This is a genomic window from Sphingobacterium prati, from assembly GCF_013167215.1.
GTDB classification, from domain to species: Bacteria; Bacteroidota; Bacteroidia; order Sphingobacteriales; family Sphingobacteriaceae; genus Sphingobacterium; species Sphingobacterium prati.
This window is the reverse complement of record NZ_JABJWY010000038.1, coordinates 82450-101471: the sequence shown is the minus strand read 5'-3', so window position 1 is coordinate 101471 and position 19022 is coordinate 82450. Positions and strand designations below refer to the sequence as shown.

Annotated in this window: 17 protein-coding genes; 10 read left to right on the top strand and 7 right to left on the bottom strand. The window is 38.4% G+C overall.

Going from position 1 to position 19022, the window contains the following annotated elements; translation table 11 throughout:
• Window positions 1-82 precede the first annotated feature (82 nt).
• Window positions 83-2497: an alpha-ketoacid dehydrogenase subunit alpha/beta gene (locus HPC41_RS19905; RefSeq protein ID WP_172395857.1), complete on the bottom strand. Its 2415-nt coding sequence runs from the start codon at window positions 2495-2497 to the stop codon at window positions 83-85.
• Between the two features lie 268 nt (window positions 2498-2765).
• On the opposite strand from HPC41_RS19905, the gene HPC41_RS19900 reads away from it, so the two are divergent.
• The 3 genes from HPC41_RS19900 to HPC41_RS19890 are packed head-to-tail and all read left to right on the top strand — an operon-like array spanning window position 2766 to window position 5245.
• On the top strand, window positions 2766-3956 hold the full coding sequence (locus tag HPC41_RS19900) for a DEAD/DEAH box helicase (protein WP_172395856.1): 1191 nt from the start codon (window positions 2766-2768) through the stop codon (window positions 3954-3956).
• A 52-nt stretch (window positions 3957-4008) separates the two neighbouring features.
• The gene (locus tag HPC41_RS19895) at window positions 4009-4755 is read left to right on the top strand and encodes a hypothetical protein (protein ID WP_172395855.1); all 747 of its coding nucleotides are present in this window, start codon (window positions 4009-4011) and stop codon (window positions 4753-4755) included.
• A 34-nt stretch (window positions 4756-4789) separates the two neighbouring features.
• Window positions 4790-5245, top strand: coding sequence for an NUDIX domain-containing protein (locus HPC41_RS19890; RefSeq protein ID WP_172395854.1), 456 nt, complete (start codon window positions 4790-4792; stop codon window positions 5243-5245).
• A 336-nt stretch (window positions 5246-5581) separates the two neighbouring features.
• Here the strand turns inward: HPC41_RS19890 and HPC41_RS19885 are convergent, their stop codons facing one another.
• Window positions 5582-6349, bottom strand: a complete 768-nt coding sequence (locus tag HPC41_RS19885) for a class I SAM-dependent methyltransferase (protein ID WP_172395853.1) — start codon at window positions 6347-6349, stop codon at window positions 5582-5584.
• 144 nt (window positions 6350-6493) lie between these two features.
• Here HPC41_RS19885 and HPC41_RS19880 point away from each other — a divergent pair, with 144 nt between their 5' ends.
• Complete coding sequence (locus HPC41_RS19880; RefSeq protein ID WP_172395851.1) at window positions 6494-7375, top strand: LysR family transcriptional regulator; 882 nt, start codon at window positions 6494-6496, stop codon at window positions 7373-7375.
• Between the two features lie 35 nt (window positions 7376-7410).
• Window positions 7411-8556, top strand: a complete 1146-nt coding sequence (locus tag HPC41_RS19875; RefSeq protein WP_172395849.1) for a serine hydrolase domain-containing protein — start codon at window positions 7411-7413, stop codon at window positions 8554-8556.
• Between the two features lie 64 nt (window positions 8557-8620).
• Here HPC41_RS19875 and HPC41_RS19870 read toward each other — a convergent pair whose 3' ends face one another.
• Together HPC41_RS19870 and HPC41_RS19865 are read right to left on the bottom strand one after the other, a co-directional pair.
• Window positions 8621-9145 (bottom strand): glutathione peroxidase, encoded by a 525-nt coding sequence (locus HPC41_RS19870; protein WP_172395848.1) that lies wholly within the window; start codon window positions 9143-9145, stop codon window positions 8621-8623.
• 12 nt (window positions 9146-9157) lie between these two features.
• Window positions 9158-10024: an N-acetylglucosamine kinase gene (locus HPC41_RS19865; RefSeq protein WP_172395846.1), complete on the bottom strand. Its 867-nt coding sequence runs from the start codon at window positions 10022-10024 to the stop codon at window positions 9158-9160.
• A gap of 256 nt (window positions 10025-10280) precedes the next feature.
• Between HPC41_RS19865 and HPC41_RS19860 the strand changes: the two genes are divergently transcribed.
• The gene (locus HPC41_RS19860; RefSeq protein ID WP_172395844.1) at window positions 10281-12026 is read left to right on the top strand and encodes a M61 family metallopeptidase; all 1746 of its coding nucleotides are present in this window, start codon (window positions 10281-10283) and stop codon (window positions 12024-12026) included.
• 92 nt (window positions 12027-12118) lie between these two features.
• Here HPC41_RS19860 and HPC41_RS19855 read toward each other — a convergent pair whose 3' ends face one another.
• Window positions 12119-12619, bottom strand: coding sequence for a hypothetical protein (locus HPC41_RS19855; protein WP_172395843.1), 501 nt, complete (start codon window positions 12617-12619; stop codon window positions 12119-12121).
• 166 nt (window positions 12620-12785) lie between these two features.
• Here HPC41_RS19855 and HPC41_RS19850 point away from each other — a divergent pair, with 166 nt between their 5' ends.
• Together HPC41_RS19850 and HPC41_RS19845 are read left to right on the top strand one after the other, a co-directional pair.
• The gene (locus tag HPC41_RS19850) at window positions 12786-14552 is read left to right on the top strand and encodes an AMP-dependent synthetase/ligase (protein ID WP_172395841.1); all 1767 of its coding nucleotides are present in this window, start codon (window positions 12786-12788) and stop codon (window positions 14550-14552) included.
• A 35-nt stretch (window positions 14553-14587) separates the two neighbouring features.
• Complete coding sequence (locus HPC41_RS19845) at window positions 14588-15589, top strand: YihY/virulence factor BrkB family protein (RefSeq protein ID WP_172395839.1); 1002 nt, start codon at window positions 14588-14590, stop codon at window positions 15587-15589.
• Window positions 15590-15591: 2 nt separating this feature from the next.
• Here HPC41_RS19845 and HPC41_RS19840 read toward each other — a convergent pair whose 3' ends face one another.
• Complete coding sequence (locus HPC41_RS19840) at window positions 15592-16281, bottom strand: hypothetical protein (RefSeq protein WP_172395838.1); 690 nt, start codon at window positions 16279-16281, stop codon at window positions 15592-15594.
• Between the two features lie 66 nt (window positions 16282-16347).
• Window positions 16348-16959: a WbqC family protein gene (locus tag HPC41_RS19835; RefSeq protein WP_172395836.1), complete on the bottom strand. Its 612-nt coding sequence runs from the start codon at window positions 16957-16959 to the stop codon at window positions 16348-16350.
• Window positions 16960-17047: 88 nt separating this feature from the next.
• Between HPC41_RS19835 and HPC41_RS19830 the strand changes: the two genes are divergently transcribed.
• Together HPC41_RS19830 and HPC41_RS19825 are read left to right on the top strand one after the other, a co-directional pair.
• Window positions 17048-17914 carry a lysophospholipid acyltransferase family protein gene (locus tag HPC41_RS19830; protein ID WP_172395835.1) on the top strand — a complete coding sequence of 289 codons (867 nt, stop codon included), beginning with the start codon at window positions 17048-17050 and terminating at the stop codon, window positions 17912-17914.
• Window positions 17911-18942 (top strand): glycosyltransferase family 2 protein, encoded by a 1032-nt coding sequence (locus HPC41_RS19825; protein WP_172395834.1) that lies wholly within the window; start codon window positions 17911-17913, stop codon window positions 18940-18942. The genes HPC41_RS19830 and HPC41_RS19825 overlap by 4 nt, the downstream gene beginning before the upstream one ends.
• Window positions 18943-19022 lie beyond the last annotated feature (80 nt).

Sequence of the window (19022 nt, the reverse complement as noted above, 5' to 3'; positions counted from 1 at the left end):
GATATTGAAGTGGTAAAAATTAGAAGCTATCACTCTTAACGAGCACAATTAAAGAAATCACATCCGGAGAAATATCCATCTATTAAAACATAGATGGATATTTCTCCGGATTAGCTTCATGCATGATTGCATAAACAGATTCTACAACATCATCTGAGGATGGTTTGGAAAAATAATCTCCGTCCGAACCATAGGGTGGACGATGCGCTTTTGCTGTCAATGTCCGGGGCTGGCTATCAAGCAAATAATAACCGTTTTGTTTTTCAAGTATTTCTTGTAATATGAATGCGGAAGCTCCTCCTGGTACATCCTCGTCTACAATCAGCAACTTATTCGTTTTTTTCAGGGACTCGCTACAAAGCTGCCCCTTATCAAATGGTTGTAAGGTCTGTGCATCAATAATTTCAATAAATATCCCCAAACGCTCCAATTCGACCGCTGCTTCTTCAACAACGCGTAAAGTTGATCCATAGGAAACTACCGTAATGTCCTGCCCTTCTTTAATACATTCTGCATAACCAATTGGCACTGTAAATTCGCCCACATTCTCAGGCAAGCGCTCTTTGAGGCGATAGCCGTTAAGACATTCGACAACAATAGCGGGTTCATCTGAACGGAAAAGTGTATTATACATCCCTGCGGCTTGTGTCATATTACGTGGCACGCAGATATGTAGCCCTCTTAATGAGCCCAATAACACAGACATAGGGGAGCCAGAATGCCATATCCCTTCCAGACGGTGCCCGCGGGTACGGATAATCACTGGTGCTTTTTGCCCTGCAAACGTACGATAACTTAAACTTGCTAGATCATCACTGGCAACGGTGATACCGTAAATCAAATAGTCTAAGTATTGGATTTCAGCGATCGGTCTCAATCCACGAATAGCCAATCCTATACCTTTACCGATGATCGAATTTTCGCGGATACCAGTATCAAATACACGATGGGCACCGAGCTTATCTTGTAAACCAGCAAATCCCTGATTGACATCTCCTATCTTTCCAACATCTTCTCCGAATGCCAATAGGCGTTCATCCCGTTGAAAATTTTCCTCAAAACAGAGATTCAATACTTCTCGACCGTCTACTATTTTGGAGTCTTCTTTATAAATCGGCCCTACCGCTGGCACATTATAGGGAGAATCAATGCCATCCGTAAATAATTTTGAATTGTACCGCTTCTCGTTGACGTCCTGTTTAACTTTATACCAGTTTAAAAGTTCCTGGCGGCCTTCTATATGTCTCCCTTTCAACTCATGCAATACCTTCCGGACTTGTCCGTATACCTCTTTCAACGAAGGTTCTACCATCGACTGCAGTTTTTTTGCTGCAAAGTCTGCTTTTTCATTCGGAATTCGTAACAATAAATCTATTGCTTCTTTTGCTTCGATCCCTAGCGTCTTGATATAATCTGCCCATGCTCGTTTTTGTTCTTGACGAACAAAGTCTTTGGTTTCGCGATCAAGCTGATCTAACTCTTCATCTGTAGCAATACCCGAGCTTTGCATCCATTCTTTCATCTTCGCGATACAATCGAAATCTACCTCCCATTGAAGGCGCTCCTGGGATTTATAACGCTCATGGGATCCCGAGGATGAGTGCCCCTGTGGTTGTGTCAATTCGGTCACATGGATTAGACATGGAACATGTTTTTCTCTTGCAATATTTGCAGCTTGTTCGTATGTCTCACACAAGCCTGCATAATCCCATCCTCTGACCTTAAAAATTTCAATTCCATTTGTCAGCTGCTCCTTTTGGAAACCTTTCAGTATTTCAGAAATATCACCTTTTGTGGTCTGGGTCTCGTTAGAAACAGAAATGCCGTATCCATCATCCCAAATCGAAATAATTGCTGGAATCTGATGCACGCCTACAGCATTGACTACTTCAAAGAATACTCCCTCTGATGTTGCAGCATTTCCGATCGTACAAAAAACAACTTCATTTCCTTTATCAGAGAAATAGGATAAATAATCCAAATTTCTATTTTGTTTATATAATTTAGATGCCAGTCCTAGGCCCAATACCCGCGCCATCTGTCCACCTGTTGTGGATATATCCGAAAAGGAGTTCTTCTGAACGGTTTGATCAAGCCAACTCCCCTGGTCGTCCAAAACCCGTGTAGAGAAATGACAGTTCATTTGTCTACCAGCGGAAGAAGGGTCCGCTTCAACATCGGGGTGTGCATACAATTGAGAGAAAAAATGATAGACATCACTGATGCCAGAAGCAAATATAAATGTTTGGTCACGGTAATATCCCGACCGCCAATCTCCATTTCTGAAGACTTTAGCCATCGCAATTTGTGCCAATTCTTTTCCATCGCCAAAAATACCAAACTTCGCCTTACCGGTAAGCACTTCTTTACGTCCCAATAAACTCACGTAACGACTCTCCAAGGCAGTTCGATAATCATTCACAATAATCTTTTTGAACTCGTCAAAGCTCAAAGTGGAAATAGATTCATTGTTTTGGTCAAATGCAGTATCAAGCATATTCTTTTTTGTTTCAACAAATTTAACAAAAATATTATTCTATATAATTGGTGTTTGTCAAATAAATTGACAATCAATAGTTCGAATTTGAAATACAATATTCTAATTTCTCAAATTAGTACTTTTTGATAAAAATTCCTAATTTTTGCGGATTTTTAATTATTATAGCAGGAGATTAACATATAACGTTATAAAACTATAGTTCAGTAAACCGTCTGATGTTAGCTATAGGATCCTGACAGATCTCCGTTTTAATTTAATTTTTATTGTGAACTTTTCATCCCTACAACTCAACAAGCATCTTGCTTCCAATCTTGAAAAACAAAAGCTAAATACGCTTACTGCTGTCCAAGAACTGGCGATTCCTGCTATATTAAATGGCAATGATTGCTTAGCTATTGCACCTACGGGAACCGGAAAAACGGAAGCTTTTGCTATTCCCCTTGTGCAACGGTTATTAGAAAAAGAGCAAAACGAACACCCTTCCGTCCTCATTCTACTTCCGACACGTGAGCTATGTATCCAAACAAAAACTAGAATTGTTAAATTGATCGAAGGGACCAACATTAGCGTCGCTTGCTTTTATGGTGGTGGAACCTACGAAAGCCAGCTCGCAGCCTACCCTAGCGCTCAGCTAATTCTGGCAACTCCGGGCAGGCTCCTTGACTTTCTGGAACGGCAAGTTATTTATCTGAAAGCGATAAACACCTTGGTTATTGATGAATTTGATCAATTACTCGACTTGGGATTCGAAATGGAAATCAATAAAATTCTGCATATGCTCCCAGCGAAGAAGCAGACTATTTTTGTCTCTGCGACGCGCACATCAGAAATGGATAAAATAATCCACAAACGGCTCAACAATCCAATAGAGATCGTGGTAAAAGATCATATAATAAAAGGGAAAATAAGTGAATATGTTTTATATGTTGATAAAAATGACAAAAAAAATCTTATTCGCTACCTCCTTGAAAACAGGATCAAATCACAGGCTATTGTCTTCACACGAACAGTACATGCTGTAGAGCGAATCGAAACAGACCTGAATCGAAATGGCATTTCGGCTCTCGCGCTATATGGCGACAAGTCACAACAACAACGGGAAGAGATTGTCAACAAATTTAGGAACAAAGAAAATAGGGTATTGATTGCAACCGATTTACTGGCAAGAGGTATAGATTTCCCAAATCTGGAAGCGATTATTAATTATGAAGTGCCCGATTCTCCGGAATTATATACGCATCGGATCGGAAGAACGGGGCGTTCCGATATGGACGGTACCGCCTTTACACTGTGTGATGCCGAGGATAATGAAAAATGGATCAAGCTACAGCTATCCTTAAATAAACAGATTCAGATTGACGATCAACACCCTTTTTTATTGAGCTGGGAAAAAATGCTGTCTAGCAGTCAGCACAACAACCGAAAAGGGCAATCAAAATCAAGAAAACGTCGTTAAATTATAATTATTCTTTTACTTTTACCTGCAATTAACAAAATCACAGTCCAAAATGAGTACAATACATTTATTTGACGATAGTAATAACGCGAATGACAACCGGTTAGGAGATCTAGAAAAAACCATCATCATTAATAACCTAATGGAAGTTCCTTTTGGAGAGCGGGACGAAGTATGGCGCGATACCTTCTTAAGCAACATAGCGGAGTGTACCTTAAAGCTTGCGGAAACCGAAGTTGTGATCGGTCCCGACGGATTTCCTTATTTTCAGTTAGAAAGTGTGCCCAAAGACCAAAATTTCCAAGCGTTTGTTATCAAAAATCGTTTAAAAGACTTTGTATTACCTAAAGGTTTTGGTATTGCCATCAATACGCAAAATGAAAATCCTGATTGGATCTTTACATATGGCGATTTAGTCAATTATTTTTTGAATGAAGAGTTTTACACGGACGAGAGCATCTTTTCACAAAAAAATGAACAAACTACAATTGGTACAGACGAAGAAATATTAGTGGGTCAACCATCAGAAATCATCCTACCACAGCATGTCCGCACACAACTCCGTGATTTTTTGGATTATTATGGCGTAAAGAATGCAAAAATTATGCTGATCGCACGTAATTATAAAGACGAGGAAAAAGTGTCTCAAGATTTGGTCTTTAATATTGTCGCTAACCAATTTAGGACCGAAAAAGAATTCACAAATATCATGGAAGCAATCGGCTGGTTCTTACCAAGACATTATTCCTATATCGGATTGGATGAGTTTGCTATTGAGAATGGCTTCATGCCGCTATAAAGAAAAATTTCATTTATATAACTACAGAATAATAATGTTTCCATTTAACGTAAGAGTGTACGGAATATTGATTAACGAAAAGCAGGAAGTGTTGATCAGTGACGAAAGAACGGAAAATGTTTCATTTACCAAATTTCCGGGCGGAGGACTAGAGTACGGAGAAGGTCTATTGGAGGCTCTAATTAGAGAATATCAAGAAGAATGCGCATTTGACATCGCCGTTGTTAAACATATTTACACAACTGATTTTTACGAAAAATCGAGCTTCAACGATAGTCAGATTATATCAATTTACTATCAGGTCAAAAACACGTCAGCCATTCAGATCCGAACGACCTCTAAGGCTTTCGACTTTGATCTGGATCAGAAAGCTGAAGATAATAAACGTCAATCTTTCCGATGGGTCTCGTTGCATACACTATCGATAGAAGATCTAACTTTTAAAACAGATCAAGTTGCTTGGACAGAATTTTTGAAAACAATCAAATGATAATAATTTTTTAATTTTCGTCAATTTTATTTGTATTTAAAAAATAAACACATATCTTTACGTAAACCAATGGAAATACTTTGTTTTTTTGAAGTATTGACCTTAATAATTACATTTTATTATTTTTTTGATATCTCGCCAAGACGAGATAAGTGAAAGGGAAAGTGATATCAAACAGACATTGGTTTATTGAATTTGTAAATTCCTAGTCCTATAGGTTTTTTAATAGTTAGTGTGATTTTATGGCGATACTCCCCGTATCGCCTTATTTTTTGTCTTTTTATTCATCATTTTGCACGCTTTGACCGCCATCATCGAGGAGAATAGCTATGATTCCTATTTGAAAGCAACAAAAGAGGCAAAACATAAATTTTTATGCAATACATCGATATCTCTAAATCCGACTTTTGCCAATAAGTCAAGCTGATAAACCAACGGCCTTGGCGTGTCTTCATGTTCGATATAGGCAAAAACATGATCGCGATACGTTTCGTTTTGCAAGTTGGTTAAATATGCTCCATATTTTTCCCGATAGATCAATTGTTGGAGCGGTGCACTATTTTGTTCGATTAAATCGAAAATCCATACACTTCCTCCTTTTTTGAGTAGTCTAAAAAGCTTGCGGAATGCATTCTCCCAATCTTGATCGTCTCTCAAATGGTGTAAAACCGCTGTAGCAATGATAACGTCAAATTTCCCCTCGGAAAGATTGGCTTCCCGAAAATCCCCTTTGATCTGATGCACTACCCCATTTGTAAGTGCCCCAACACGTGCTTTAGCGCGATCTAACATAGGCCAACTCAGATCAACCAGGGTTATCGCTGGATTGGTACTGACTTTCTGCAGCAACTTCACATCGTAATTACCTGCACCGCAACCGATATCCAATACTTGTTCGAGATTCGGATAAAGAGATGAAATTGCATCTGTTATAAGTTCCATATTCCATACAGCATCCAAGGTTGTCGCCTGACCTGTGTCTAAATTAGAGAAACGTTCGACATCCTTGTCAAATCGCGTTTCAATTTCCTGTAACGTTGCCTTTTTCATAGCTAAATAGTAATTTTTTGAGCGCAAATGCGCACTCTGTTTTGATGAATACATAGCATATCCGGATTGTTTTTGTAAAACGCCTCAGGCTTTCCTGATAGGATATCATATATAAATTTTTAATTATTTAAAGGTAGGATTAACTCGAATTCATTAAAAATATTTATTTTGTCATCGATTCATACCAAAAAAGTATTAATGGAAATCCGACACCTTATATATTTCAAAACAGTAGCCGAGGAGCTTCACTTTGGAAGGGCCGCCGAGCGTTTATTTATGTCCCAACCCCCCTTAAGTAGACAAATTAAAGACCTTGAAGATGAGCTGGGTGTCATTCTTTTCTTTCGAACGAACAAAAGAGTGGAACTTACTGAAGCCGGCAAATATTTTTTGGAAGAGGTCGTCGAAATACTCCAAAATTTGGAACACAGCAAAACGATCACCAAACAGATTCATAATAATATTTCAGGAGAATTTAAATTAGGCTACATCAGTTCTACCCCCAAACAAATGTTGGCGACGGTATTAAAACAGATCCAGCAAAAGTTCCCCTATCTTAGGGTTAGTTTGTTTGAAACATCCACACAAAAACAAAAAGCCGCTTTGGAAAACGGGAAATTAGATCTCGGAATTATGCGCGCACCGATATACGCAAGCGAACTCCTTGTCACTCCCCTGTTTGAAGACCCCATGGTCATTGCTGGATCCACAGCAATAGACTTTAAGGATATCAATTTTTTTAACGAAAATTTCATCTCCTTCAACCAAAAATATGCTTCTGAATACCATCGCTTGACCATCAATACCTGTAACCGTATGGGATTTGAGCCCAAGATTGTGCACCAGAGCAACTCAATGTCTTCCATACTCGAACTGGTATCACAGGGATTAGGACTGGCTGTTGTCCCGGCATCTACGATAAAACAATACCCTCATCTGAAATTAAAGATCATGAAACTGGACGATATAGATAGCAAAACTGAAGTCGTTCTGGTTTCCAATATAAAAAGCAAGAACAGCGCTCTCGGAGAATTTATACAATGTATTCAAAAAGAATACCTTAAATTTAATAAAGCATAATAACTTAACCGAACTACCTTATCTAGATTCAGTCAATGAAAAAGATCATCATTTCCCTTCTGCAATTAACGTTATTGCTCCCCGTACTATTGTTCGGACAGCAGTCTTCAGCAATTGATCAACGATTACAAGCAATAATGCAACGCTATCAAGCGGTAGGATTGAGTGTTGTACTGGTCAAAAATAACCAGATTGACTTTCATAAGAACTATGGGTACAAAAACATAAAAGACAAAACCCCGTTGCAGGACAACGATGTTTTCAGGATCGCTTCTATATCGAAGTCATTTACCGCCACCTCATTTATGCAGCTCTTAAAGCAAGGCAGCTGTTCTTTAGACGATGATTTTGGCGACCTAATTGGTTTTCCGGTTAGAAATCCAAACTATCCTGAAGTAAAAATTACCCTGCGGATGATACTTTCCCATACTTCAAGCATTAATGATAAAAACGGTTATTTTAATCTTGATGTGATCAATCCCTCCAAAAATCCGAACTGGAAAAACTCATACAATAGTTATACGCCGGGCAGTCAATATCAATATTGTAATCTAAATTTTAATATGGCAGGAGCAGTACTAGAAAAATTGACACAGATACGTTTTGACAACTATATTTTCAAAAACATCCTACAACCCTTACATCTTTATGGAGGCTATTGTGTGGACTCGCTGGATCATTCGAAATTAGTTCCCCTGTATTCTTTCGACGAAAACGGTAATTTTATGGAAGAAGTAAACGCTTATGCTCCGAGGCGCGATGAACTTGCTACTTATCATTTGGGGGCTAGCACCCCTATACTCTCGCCAACTGGGGGGATGAAAATATCAGCGCTTGACCTAGCCAAATATATGCTCATGCATATGAACTATGGCACGCGTGGCACAAAAAAAATAATAGATAAAAAGTATGCAAAGATCATGCAAACAGCTGTTAACCAAGAATCAGGCTATGGTCTTGCGATCATGAACAATAGCAAAATTATTCCCGGTATCACATTAACAGGGCATACAGGGTCAGCATATGGTTTATACAGTGCCATGTTTTTCAATCCAGCAAAAAAATATGGATTCGTAGTGATCACCAATGGCTGTAATGTCCCAGATAATGAAGATTTTAACCCGCTGCTCAAAGACTGTATCCGGGCCTTATATGATTATTCTCGAACGCCTGGCACATGAGATATAAAAATACCCCCAAAAAGTCTCTAATTTTTTGGGGGTATCAAATTGCTTAGCTCTTGATTTATTTTTTCTTCTCAACCCAGTTTACAATTGCTGGATCCAAAGGATTGGTTGCTGAGCGAAAACGATGGGCCAATTTGCCATCTTCATCTATCAAAAACTTTTCAAAATTCCATTTGATATCACCGGTAAAATCCGGATTATCCTGTGTAGTCAGATATTTAAATAAAGGCGAAATCTCGTCCCCCTTGACGTCAATTTTTTCTGCCATTAAAAAATCTACACCATAATTCTGCTCACAGAACTCCTGAATCTCAGTATTCGAACCCGGCTCCTGTTGGCCAAAATTATTTGCCGGAAAACCAATGATGACCAATTTATCACCGAAAGTCTTATGTAACTCTTCCAAGTCCTTATACTGTTTCGTAAAACCGCATTTAGAAGCTGTATTCACAATCAGTATCTTTTTACCTTTGAAATCAGACATTTTCACTTCCTGTCCATCCAATGTCTTAAAGGTGAAATTATAAATTTCGGGATTGCCAAATAGCATTGACATATACACCATAATAGTCGCTATAATCATATTTATCTATATTTAAAGACTCAACAATGAGTTACTCTCTCTTTCCAATACTGCATGGAACAATTCGTTAATCGGTGATTTTAAGATTGTTCCCACCTTAATCTGATGCGTTTCGCACACTTCACGTAATAATAGGTCGAAACTGTAGGCAATAGAACCAACAAAGTGGCACTCGTACTGATTGTAATCAGCGTAAGTCAAAATAGATGCCTGAACGAACTCTTCAAAACCACCTTTTACCAGGTCAATGATAAATGGATGGGTAATATTATCTGACATAAATGGCGCAAAAGATGCTAAAAAAGCGTTTGGCCGTTCTTTCTGATAAACGTTTTTTATAACTATCTCCTTATTTATACGGTATTTCACAGCAAACTTCTCATTCAAATCTTTTGGCATCCGCCCGTATAGAAATAAACGCAGCAGTTTTTTACCAAAGTAAGCACCGGAACCTTCGTCACCCAGAACGTAACCATTACCATTATGCGAAGTCATTAGCTCCTCCCCATCGAAAAAGCTCAGGTCTGATCCTGTCCCCAATGTAGCTACATAGCCTTTTTTATTACCACAGGTTGCCAAAGCACAGCCGAAAAGATCATTCTCAACAGCGATATAGGCATTTTCAAATAAAGGAGTCAATGCGTTTGAAACCATTTCACGGCGATCAGGGGTAATACAGCCCGCTCCAAAAAAATAAAGCTCTGTAACCTCGTCTGCATAGGGTATTATTTCTGGTATTTCTTTAATAACCCGCGTGATTTCTTTTTCATTAACGAAAAAAGGATTAAGTCCATTTGTACTGAAGGAAATAGGTGCACTATCTGGCAATTCCAATTTCCAATCTGACTTTGACGAGCCACTATCAACAACTAAGATCATACAAATTCCTGATTATTTTCCCTTATAAACTAGTGTATCAAATATACAAAAATTACGTCCAAACTGAAACGGCGATTCTTAAAGAAAATACGTATCTTGGATTCCTTATGTAATATCTTACAATCCAATGATTTTTTTTTTATTCAATCAAGATAGGAGGATTTAATGAACTATTAAAGGACCAACAATACATTTTTTGTTTGATTAAGCATAAGATACTTTTAATTTTGTAAAGCGCATACTAAAATCATCTTTCATGGATAGTGACCATTTAAATATACCCACAATAAACTTTGAGGTATCATTTCCAGAAGTACAAGCTCATTACATCAACGTAAAAATGAGCATTAAAAAACTAAATCAACCCTATGTTGATCTAAAAATGCCAGTTTGGTCGCCAGGCTCCTATCTAATTCGCGAATATGCAAAACATGTAGAGCGATTTAAACCTGTCGACACCAATGGAATCCCGATTGCTTTCCGCAAAATTTCAAAAAACACCTGGCGCGTTACAACAGACGCATTGAACCAAATAGATATTTGCTATGCTGTATATGGTTTTGAGGTCTCGGTTCGTACAAACTTTTTTGACAGTGACCATGCATTTATTGTTCCAACAGCTACCTTCCTTTATATGGATGGTTATATCAACATTCCTTCCAGTATCACTATCGTACCAAAGGAGGCATGGAAAAATATATCAACTGGACTGGAACAACTGACACAGCATACGTTTCATGCACCAAATTTCGATGTTTTATACGATAGCCCGATTGAGGTAGGAAACCATGATAGCTGGAAGTTTCAAGCTGCTGGAGTAGAACATGAGTGTGCCATGGTAGGCGGAGGATCGTACGATAAAGCGCGTCTTACAAAGGACATTACACGTATTGTGGAAGAAGAAACCCGTATTTGGGGATCAAATCCCAACAAACGTTATGTCATCATCACCCACAATTATCAATCCGGTGGTGGCGGTCTTGAACATCTCAATTCTACTGTCCTAGGGGCAGCAAGAAACGCTTATCGAAATGAAAACAGCTACAAAACATATCTTAGCCTCGTCGCCCATGAATATTTCCACTTATGGAATGTAAAGCGATTGCGTCCCAAAGCATTGGGGCCATTTGACTATGATACCGAAAACTATACCACTGGTTTATGGATCATGGAAGGGTTCACCTCTTATTATGACAATTTAATCATTAAACGATGTGGATTCTACGACGAGAAGGAATACCTTGCATTGTTGGCAAATGATTTCAATATTGTGCTAAATCGCCCAGGACATGAGATACAGTCTGCGGCAGCCGCTAGCTTTGATACCTGGATTAAATATTATAGACCCGATGAAAATGCCATTAATTCATCCATTTCCTATTATAACAAAGGGGCAATGCTTACAGCCTTATTGGATATCAAGATAATAGCGGCCACAGATGGCAAGATAAAATTGGATGATATCATCCGCGCGGCTTACGAAGAGTTTTTCCTAAAACTCGATCGTGGGTTTGAAGAAAACGAGTTCCAGAGTCTTGCGGAACGTATCGCAGACACTTCGCTGCAGGATATATTCCAAGCGGCTCACGAGGATGGCGAACTCGATTACAACGCTTATTTTAATTTGGTGGGATACGAAATTGTGGACACCAACAAAGATAATGATACATTAACTTTGGGCTTCACGACCAACAAAACAGATGGCTTAATCAGCGTTGCAACTGTTGAAAAAGGAACTGGCGCATATGATGCTGGCCTAAATGTCAGAGATGAGCTAATTGCGATCAACAACATCAGACTCGACTTAAAGGACAAAGAGATCGATTTCGTCACGCAACATGCTGCAGAAGGAGACATGTTGAATTTCCTGATCGCAAGAGATGGGCTCATCCGGGAAATACCAGTCCAAATTAGAAGAAATAATAAAAAAATCTATGAGATCCGCCAACTGAAGGATCAAACATTCTTACAGGAACTGTTGGGAAAAATTTGGATGGCATAATTTGAATAACTACAGACTATTGCACAGTAAATATGACCCTATTTATGGCTTAAACAGAAAGAGCAGAACTATAGTTCTGCTCTTTCTGCAATTTAGAATTTATATCTTACCGAAAATCCTATCGGATCGAATATTTTGATGCTCGACTCATTCAAAAAGTCAAAATAGGGTTTTACATCCAATGAAATCTGAAATGGGGCCTGCGGGATATTATATTCAATTCCCAAAATACCATCTATACTTAAATTAAGATGCGAATCAAATGAATGACGTTGACCATCTATAATTTTATCTTTTTCTTTATAAGACCCGATACTTCCACCAAAGCCATAGTACCAATTTAAACCGGCTGTTAAAGGTTTGTAAATCTCATACAATCCAACGACACGAAATCGACGGAAATCGGAATTGCTTTGAATACTCATTATACCTTCCAAGGCATGATTCGAATTAAGGGTATGACGATAAGTAATGCCTTGAGCAGAACCAAACCGCCCACCAATCGCACCTCTATTATCCAACTGAGCTACAGCTTTATTGGATAGCGCACCAAACATCAGCATTCCACCGATAGCCAAAAATATTTTCTTCATAAAAATTGTATGCGTTATATTCTCCTTTTATATTATCAAAAGTAATAATTACAGCTATAACGACACAATGTTTAATTTGTTATGACATTAATCCCAATATCTCCAAATTATTCTGATATTTTTTTTATATTTAAGTCAATAGTGGTAACCAATAAACTCAAGTGATATGGGCAGAATTTTTGACTTTATAACCTTATATAAAGAAAAATACGCAAAGGACATTATGGTGGCCGGGAGAGACTCTAATGGCGACTGGAAAACTTACTCCACCAAAGAATATACAGAGGCAATCGACACCTTGAGTAGGGCACTCCTCAAATTGGATCTTAAGAAGGGCGATCGTGTGGGGATAATGTCCGGTAACAGACCAGAATGGAATTTGGTTGATTTTGCCTGCAACCAAATAGGACTTGCAACCGTCCCGCTCTATCCGACCTTATCCGCTCAAGATCTGTCATTTATTGTCAACGATTCGGACGTCAAAGTATTATTTGTAAGCAGCAAGGAATTGACGGACCGGATTGAGCAAGCGATTAGGGAACATGGCATACAACCGCGTGTGTATACCTTCGACCGGATTGAACACCACATTACATTGGCCGACTTAATTGCTAGCGCAACAGAAGACAAGACCGATCTATCATCCCATCGCGATAATGTCAATGAAGAAGATCTTTTGACGTTGATTTATACCTCCGGTACCACTGGCCGTCCTAAAGGCGTTTACTTATCGCATAAAAATGTCTATAGCAATGTCACGGCCTGTAATTATTTGATACGGGAGGATTTCAAGACGGCACTTAGTTTTCTTCCACTATGCCATATTTTTGAACGTATGGTCGTGTATATGTACTATTCAAAAGGTATCAAAATTTACTTTTCAGAAAACTTAGACAATGTGGTAGCAGATATCAATGATGTAAAACCAGATGTCTTTACCACGGTACCACGTGTACTTGAAAAGGTTTATGACAAGATTATTGAAAAAGGTAAAGCGCTAACTGGGATCAAAAAGAAGCTATTCTTCTGGGCAGTAGATTTGGGGTTAAAATTCCAGGAGCCCGAAAAAAACGGTGTATTCTACAACTTTAAGCTGGGTATCGCTCGCAAACTGATCTTTTCCAAATGGCAAGAGGCATTAGGGGGGAATATTAAAATTATCGTTTCTGGTGGAGCAGCTCTTCAAGAGCGCCTGGCGCGTATTTTTTGGGCTGCTGACCTGAAAGTGCTTGAAGGTTACGGTTTGACCGAAACATCCCCAGTGATCGCCGTAAACTCTTATTTACCAAATGGACTGAAGTTTGGCACAGTCGGAAAACCCCTTAAAAACCTTGACGTAAAAATTGCATCAGATGGTGAGATCCTTGTAAAGGGACCAAGTATCACAACGGGATATTATAAAAACGAGGAAGCGACTAGAGATGCTTTTGATGGGGATGGTTTTTTTAAAACTGGTGACATTGGAGAAATTACCTCGGATGGTTTCTTAAAGATCACAGATCGAAAAAAAGAGATGTTTAAAACTGCTGGCGGAAAATACATAGCGCCACAGTCCATTGAAAATAAATTGATGGAATCTACTTTGATTGGTCAGGTGATGGTAATCGGTGAAAATCGCAAGTTTCCGAGCGCATTAATTGTACCTGCCTTTGATGTGCTTTCGAAATGGGCTACTCAGAAAGGAATATCAGCGAGTACAAACGAAGAAATCATTAAAAACTCCGAAGTCATTCAAAAATATCAGGAGGAAATAAATCGCTTATCAGCTAACTTTGGCCATTGGGAAGTCATCAAGAAATTTATTCTTCTTCCAAAAGAATGGACGATTAGTGAAGGTCAATTGACGCCCAAATTAAGTTTAAAACGAAAAATCATTTTAAAAGAGAATGAAGTTGCCATCGACAGATTGTATATGGATCAGCATCAGGAATAACAATTTGCACGATTATTGGAGCGGATAATCTTATTATGAAGCACGTAACACTAAAGGATCTATTTACATTCGTATACTGGAAAAATATTTGGCAAGTCATGATTGACGCCTTCAATGGTTTCAATGACGACAAATGCATGAAGAAAAGTGCATCCCTGGCCTATTACACGATCTTCTCGATAGGCCCGTTGCTTATGATTGTCATTTGGTGTATCGGTTTCTTTTATGGTGAACACCTTCAAAGCGGCTCCTCTGCCCAGGATGAGGTGCTCGGAGAAGTCATGGTCCTTTTCGGGCAAGATGTGACCACCCAAATTCAATCTTATCTTCAGAAAATTACTTTTGAAAATAAATCCAACATGGGTATTACAATCGGTATCGTCACGCTGGTTCTTTCCTCGACGACTTTGTTTGTCGATATCCAAGATTCCATTAACAACATCTGGAGAGTCAAGCCCAAACCTAAGAAAGGATGGTTAAAATTGATCATCAATAGACTAATTTCCTTTTCCATCATTCTTGCTTTAGGCTTTTTGTTAATTGCTTCGTTAATGATAAATGGAGTTATCGTCGCAGTAACCAATTTGGTCATGACCTATTTCCCCATCATACCAATTGCCCTGATATCTTGGGTAAATACAGGTATTACATTTTCCATTATCGTTATTCTTTTCGGATTTATCTTTTCGTTTTTACCTGATGCCAAGGTAAAATTGCGTGATATACTAGGTGGTGCTATTTTCACCGGTCTCCTTTTTATGTTGGGGCGCTACGGTATATCGCTTTATCTTAGTCTTTCTGCTACAGCTAGTTTTTACGGAGCTGCGGGGTCTATTATCGTGATGTTGCTATGGATCTATTATTCAGCTGCGATACTTTATTTTGGCGCAGAGTTCACTAAATTTTATGCCATTAAATTTGGGTCAGGTATCGTTCCATCTGCGTTTGCTGTCGCGATTGAACAAACTGAAAAAGTAAAGAAAATGGGCCCGGACGCAGAAGCACATATAGGCGACACGATCCAAGTATTAAAATAAAACTATGGTCTTTTATCCTTTTTCCCGCTAATAGAGCCATCTATACCAATTACATCAATCACTTTATCACCAATCTGGGTGATGTCTGATTTTAGTCCAATCATCACCGTAAAAATATTGACTGGCGTATCCTGTATCTTTCTAAAATTGTGCAGATAACCTAACTCCAAGCCAAGGAAAAAGCCATTGAATTTATAGTCCGCTCCTGCACCGAGTTTACTTGAGAGGTTAAAATGATTTTTATTTTCCATTTTAACTACTTTCTCATCGATCATAACAGTGGCACGCGGTTCGCTGGTCAACCCTACTCCTGGACCAATAAAACCGTAGACATTTAATCGCCGCATCTGTTTTCGCAAACCACCCGAAAATGCCAATGTATAGAAATTCGTATTCGCATCTTCAATGCGATAGGCAAAATTCGGATCAGGCAGACGCTGTTTGTATTTGAATGACAATGTATACAGGGTCGGGGATACAAAAAACATAGAATTTTTAAGGGAAATATCCAAGCCAATACTACCCGAAAATTTGGGAGATAATATATCTTTGGTTTTACCTATCGGAAACCCCATTCCAGTTGTCCCCCAATAGTAAACTTTCCGATAATGTATCGTGTCTACCCCATCCTGAGCATACGTGTTAATGCTAAACAGAGAAAGAAGAATGACAGCAAGAAAAAATCTTTTCATTAATAAGCGTTTAATACTGAATAAGAACAATATTAAACGCATAATGTTCAAGGAATTTAAAATATTCTAAAGATAGCTTTTGGATTGCGGACCTTGATTAAATAATAAGTCGATGATGCTCAAATCCGGATAAAAACCGTTTTTATCCAAAAAAACCTGATAATATTCTTTCGGAGCCAGCAATACACTTTCCTTTTTTGGATGTATCGCCTCTCTATAATCAATTAAAGAAGAACCACTTACAGCATATTCCTCTGTAAAAGAAAGTGTTCTTTTTAGTTTAATGGATTTTAATATAAGTTCCAACTGTGCGACATTAAAGTCAAGCAGATAATCAAACTTTTCATGATAAAAGCGACTAAAATCATCTTCATAATATTCAAAATACGCTGAGCTTCTATAGGCTGTCTGAATACTTAACCAATGCAAGCGTTGCCAGTCAAATTCATAACTTATCCGGATATCCTTCATTGGAACCCGATCCTTGTTGCCGTGTTGGATCGGAACGATTAAATCCTGCACTCCGTTTGCAGAAGCAATGCGCGCCCGTGTACGATAGCTCTGCTTTTGAAAATGTTCATATTTTTCGATGACAACAGGGAGATTATTCTCCTGTATGGTATGAAAATACGATATCGGCGGAAGATAACATGCTGGAAGTAATAACTGCGATTCCATAAAAACTGATGATTTTTGTTATAAGTGACGCAAAAATAACTTAAATTAAGGATATTTGTAAAATACTACTGGGAATTTTAGCTATAGCATGAAACAAAAAGCGTTAAACGCATTAATCTATATTATCTCTCTTCTTCCCTATTGGTTTCTATATTTGATTTCCGATGGGCTGTATTATATTCTTTATTACATCATTGGATATAGAAAGAATATTGTATTTCAAAATTTAGCGAATGCTTTTCCTGAAAAGAACGAGGCCGAACGACTAGCAATCGCAAAGAAATTCTATCGTTTTTTTCCAGACCTACTTGTGGAATCCATCAAATTAAAGACGATTACAGCGAACGAAGTCAGAAAGAAGATGACTTTGGATAATGAGGAAGAATTAACGCGTCATCTTGATGCTGGAAAAAATGTCATTGGTGTCACTTCTCATTATGCTAATTGGGAACTGGGAATTCACCGTTTGAGTTTGATTACGAATTTCCCGACATTGATTGTTTATAAGCCGTTAAATAACAAAGATATTGACACTGTATACAATACAATGCGAAGTCGCTTTGGGGCTGAAATGGTTCCGATGAAACAAATTCTCAGGCATATTGTAAAATTGAAAGGACAACCTAATGTTAGCATACTGGTAGCCGATCAAACGCCGCTGTATTCTGATTCTGATTATTTTATCAATTGGTTGAATCAAGAAACACTGGTTTACACCGGAGCCGAACGCTTATCAAGAATAAGCAAAGCTCCTATCGTATATTGTCATATTGGACGGAAGAAAAAAAGGGGCCAATATTCTTGTCAGTTTTTTACGTTGGTAGAAGACCCTTCGGAATTTACCGAACATGAAATAACCGATTTGCACAATAGATTTGCAGAACAAATGATTCGTAAAAACCCCGAATATTGGCTTTGGTCACATAATCGCTGGAAAAGGAAACGCAGAAAATGAGTAAATTACCAAAAGTAGCTGTTGTTATATTAAACTGGAATGGCCGTTTCTTCCTGGAGAAATTCCTGCCTTCCGTGTACAACAGTTCTTATCCAAATATTGAGTTTGTTATCGGTGACAATGCGTCGGATGATGATTCTGTACTATTTGTCAAACAATACTACCCTGCCATTACTATCCTTGAAAACGACAGGAATTATGGTTTCGCTGGTGGCTATAACAAAGTCTTGGAACGCGTGGATGCAGATTATTACGTTTTGTTGAATTCGGATGTAGAAGTATCGCAAAACTGGATAGAGCCCGTCGTTAGTTACATGGAAAGCAATCCGATTATCGCTGCTGCACAACCCAAGATCCTTTCCTATCATAACAAAGACAACTTTGAACATGCCGGTGCAGCTGGTGGCTATATCGACTATTTTGGTTTCCCATTCTGTAGAGGAAGAATTTTGCATGAAGTGGAAGAAGATCATGGTCAATACAATCAGGAATCCGAGATTTTCTGGGCTTCCGGAGCAGCACTTTTTATCCGGGAAAAAGCATGGAAACAAGCAAATGGTCTAGACGAAGATTTCTTTGCCCATATGGAAGAGATAGACCTATGTTGGCGCTTGAAAAAGATGGGCTATGCGATAGGTTATTGTCCAACATCGGTTGTTTACCACGTCGGTGGAGGCACGCTAAATGCTAGCAATCCTAAGAAGACTTATCTGAATTTTAGGAATAATCTGGTCATGCTGCAAAAGAATCTGCCTTTAGGACGGGCCATTTGGATAATTTTTCTACGCTTTTGGTTCGATTTTGCTGCGCTGATAAAATTTCTAATTGATCGCAAGCCGAAAGATGCATGGGCGATCAGTCGCGCGCATCAGTATTTCTTCCTAAATATTTTTAAAAATGCTAGAAAACGAAAGAAATACATGGCTATAGAAAATCAGAAAGGACAATACGACAACTCCATCATTATTGATTTTTACACAAATAATAAACATAAATTTTCGCAATTGAACCCTAAGGATTTCAAATAAGGCCGTTAAATTCCGTAGTATAAAGTGCACAAAAACGCATATTGAAAATAAGGCACTGTGCATAAGAAGATTCTTTATTA

What these genes read in the sequence shown, in the direction of transcription:
- HPC41_RS19905 (WP_172395857.1), bottom strand. Translation starts at nt 2,497, where the DNA reads ATGCTTGATACTGCATTTGACCAAAACAATGAATCTATTTCCACTTTG.
- HPC41_RS19895 (WP_172395855.1), top strand. Translation starts at nt 4,009, where the DNA reads ATGAGTACAATACATTTATTTGACGATAGTAATAACGCGAATGACAAC.
- HPC41_RS19890 (WP_172395854.1), top strand. Translation starts at nt 4,790, where the DNA reads ATGTTTCCATTTAACGTAAGAGTGTACGGAATATTGATTAACGAAAAG.
- HPC41_RS19885 (WP_172395853.1), bottom strand. Translation starts at nt 6,349, where the DNA reads ATGTATTCATCAAAACAGAGTGCGCATTTGCGCTCAAAAAATTACTAT.
- HPC41_RS19880 (WP_172395851.1), top strand. Translation starts at nt 6,494, where the DNA reads ATGGAAATCCGACACCTTATATATTTCAAAACAGTAGCCGAGGAGCTT.
- HPC41_RS19875 (WP_172395849.1), top strand. Translation starts at nt 7,411, where the DNA reads ATGAAAAAGATCATCATTTCCCTTCTGCAATTAACGTTATTGCTCCCC.
- HPC41_RS19870 (WP_172395848.1), bottom strand. Translation starts at nt 9,145, where the DNA reads ATGATTATAGCGACTATTATGGTGTATATGTCAATGCTATTTGGCAAT.
- HPC41_RS19865 (WP_172395846.1), bottom strand. Translation starts at nt 10,024, where the DNA reads ATGATCTTAGTTGTTGATAGTGGCTCGTCAAAGTCAGATTGGAAATTG.
- HPC41_RS19860 (WP_172395844.1), top strand. Translation starts at nt 10,281, where the DNA reads ATGGATAGTGACCATTTAAATATACCCACAATAAACTTTGAGGTATCA.
- HPC41_RS19855 (WP_172395843.1), bottom strand. Translation starts at nt 12,619, where the DNA reads ATGAAGAAAATATTTTTGGCTATCGGTGGAATGCTGATGTTTGGTGCG.
- HPC41_RS19850 (WP_172395841.1), top strand. Translation starts at nt 12,786, where the DNA reads ATGGGCAGAATTTTTGACTTTATAACCTTATATAAAGAAAAATACGCA.
- HPC41_RS19845 (WP_172395839.1), top strand. Translation starts at nt 14,588, where the DNA reads ATGAAGCACGTAACACTAAAGGATCTATTTACATTCGTATACTGGAAA.
- HPC41_RS19840 (WP_172395838.1), bottom strand. Translation starts at nt 16,281, where the DNA reads ATGAAAAGATTTTTTCTTGCTGTCATTCTTCTTTCTCTGTTTAGCATT.
- HPC41_RS19835 (WP_172395836.1), bottom strand. Translation starts at nt 16,959, where the DNA reads ATGGAATCGCAGTTATTACTTCCAGCATGTTATCTTCCGCCGATATCG.
- HPC41_RS19830 (WP_172395835.1), top strand. Translation starts at nt 17,048, where the DNA reads ATGAAACAAAAAGCGTTAAACGCATTAATCTATATTATCTCTCTTCTT.
- HPC41_RS19825 (WP_172395834.1), top strand. Translation starts at nt 17,911, where the DNA reads ATGAGTAAATTACCAAAAGTAGCTGTTGTTATATTAAACTGGAATGGC.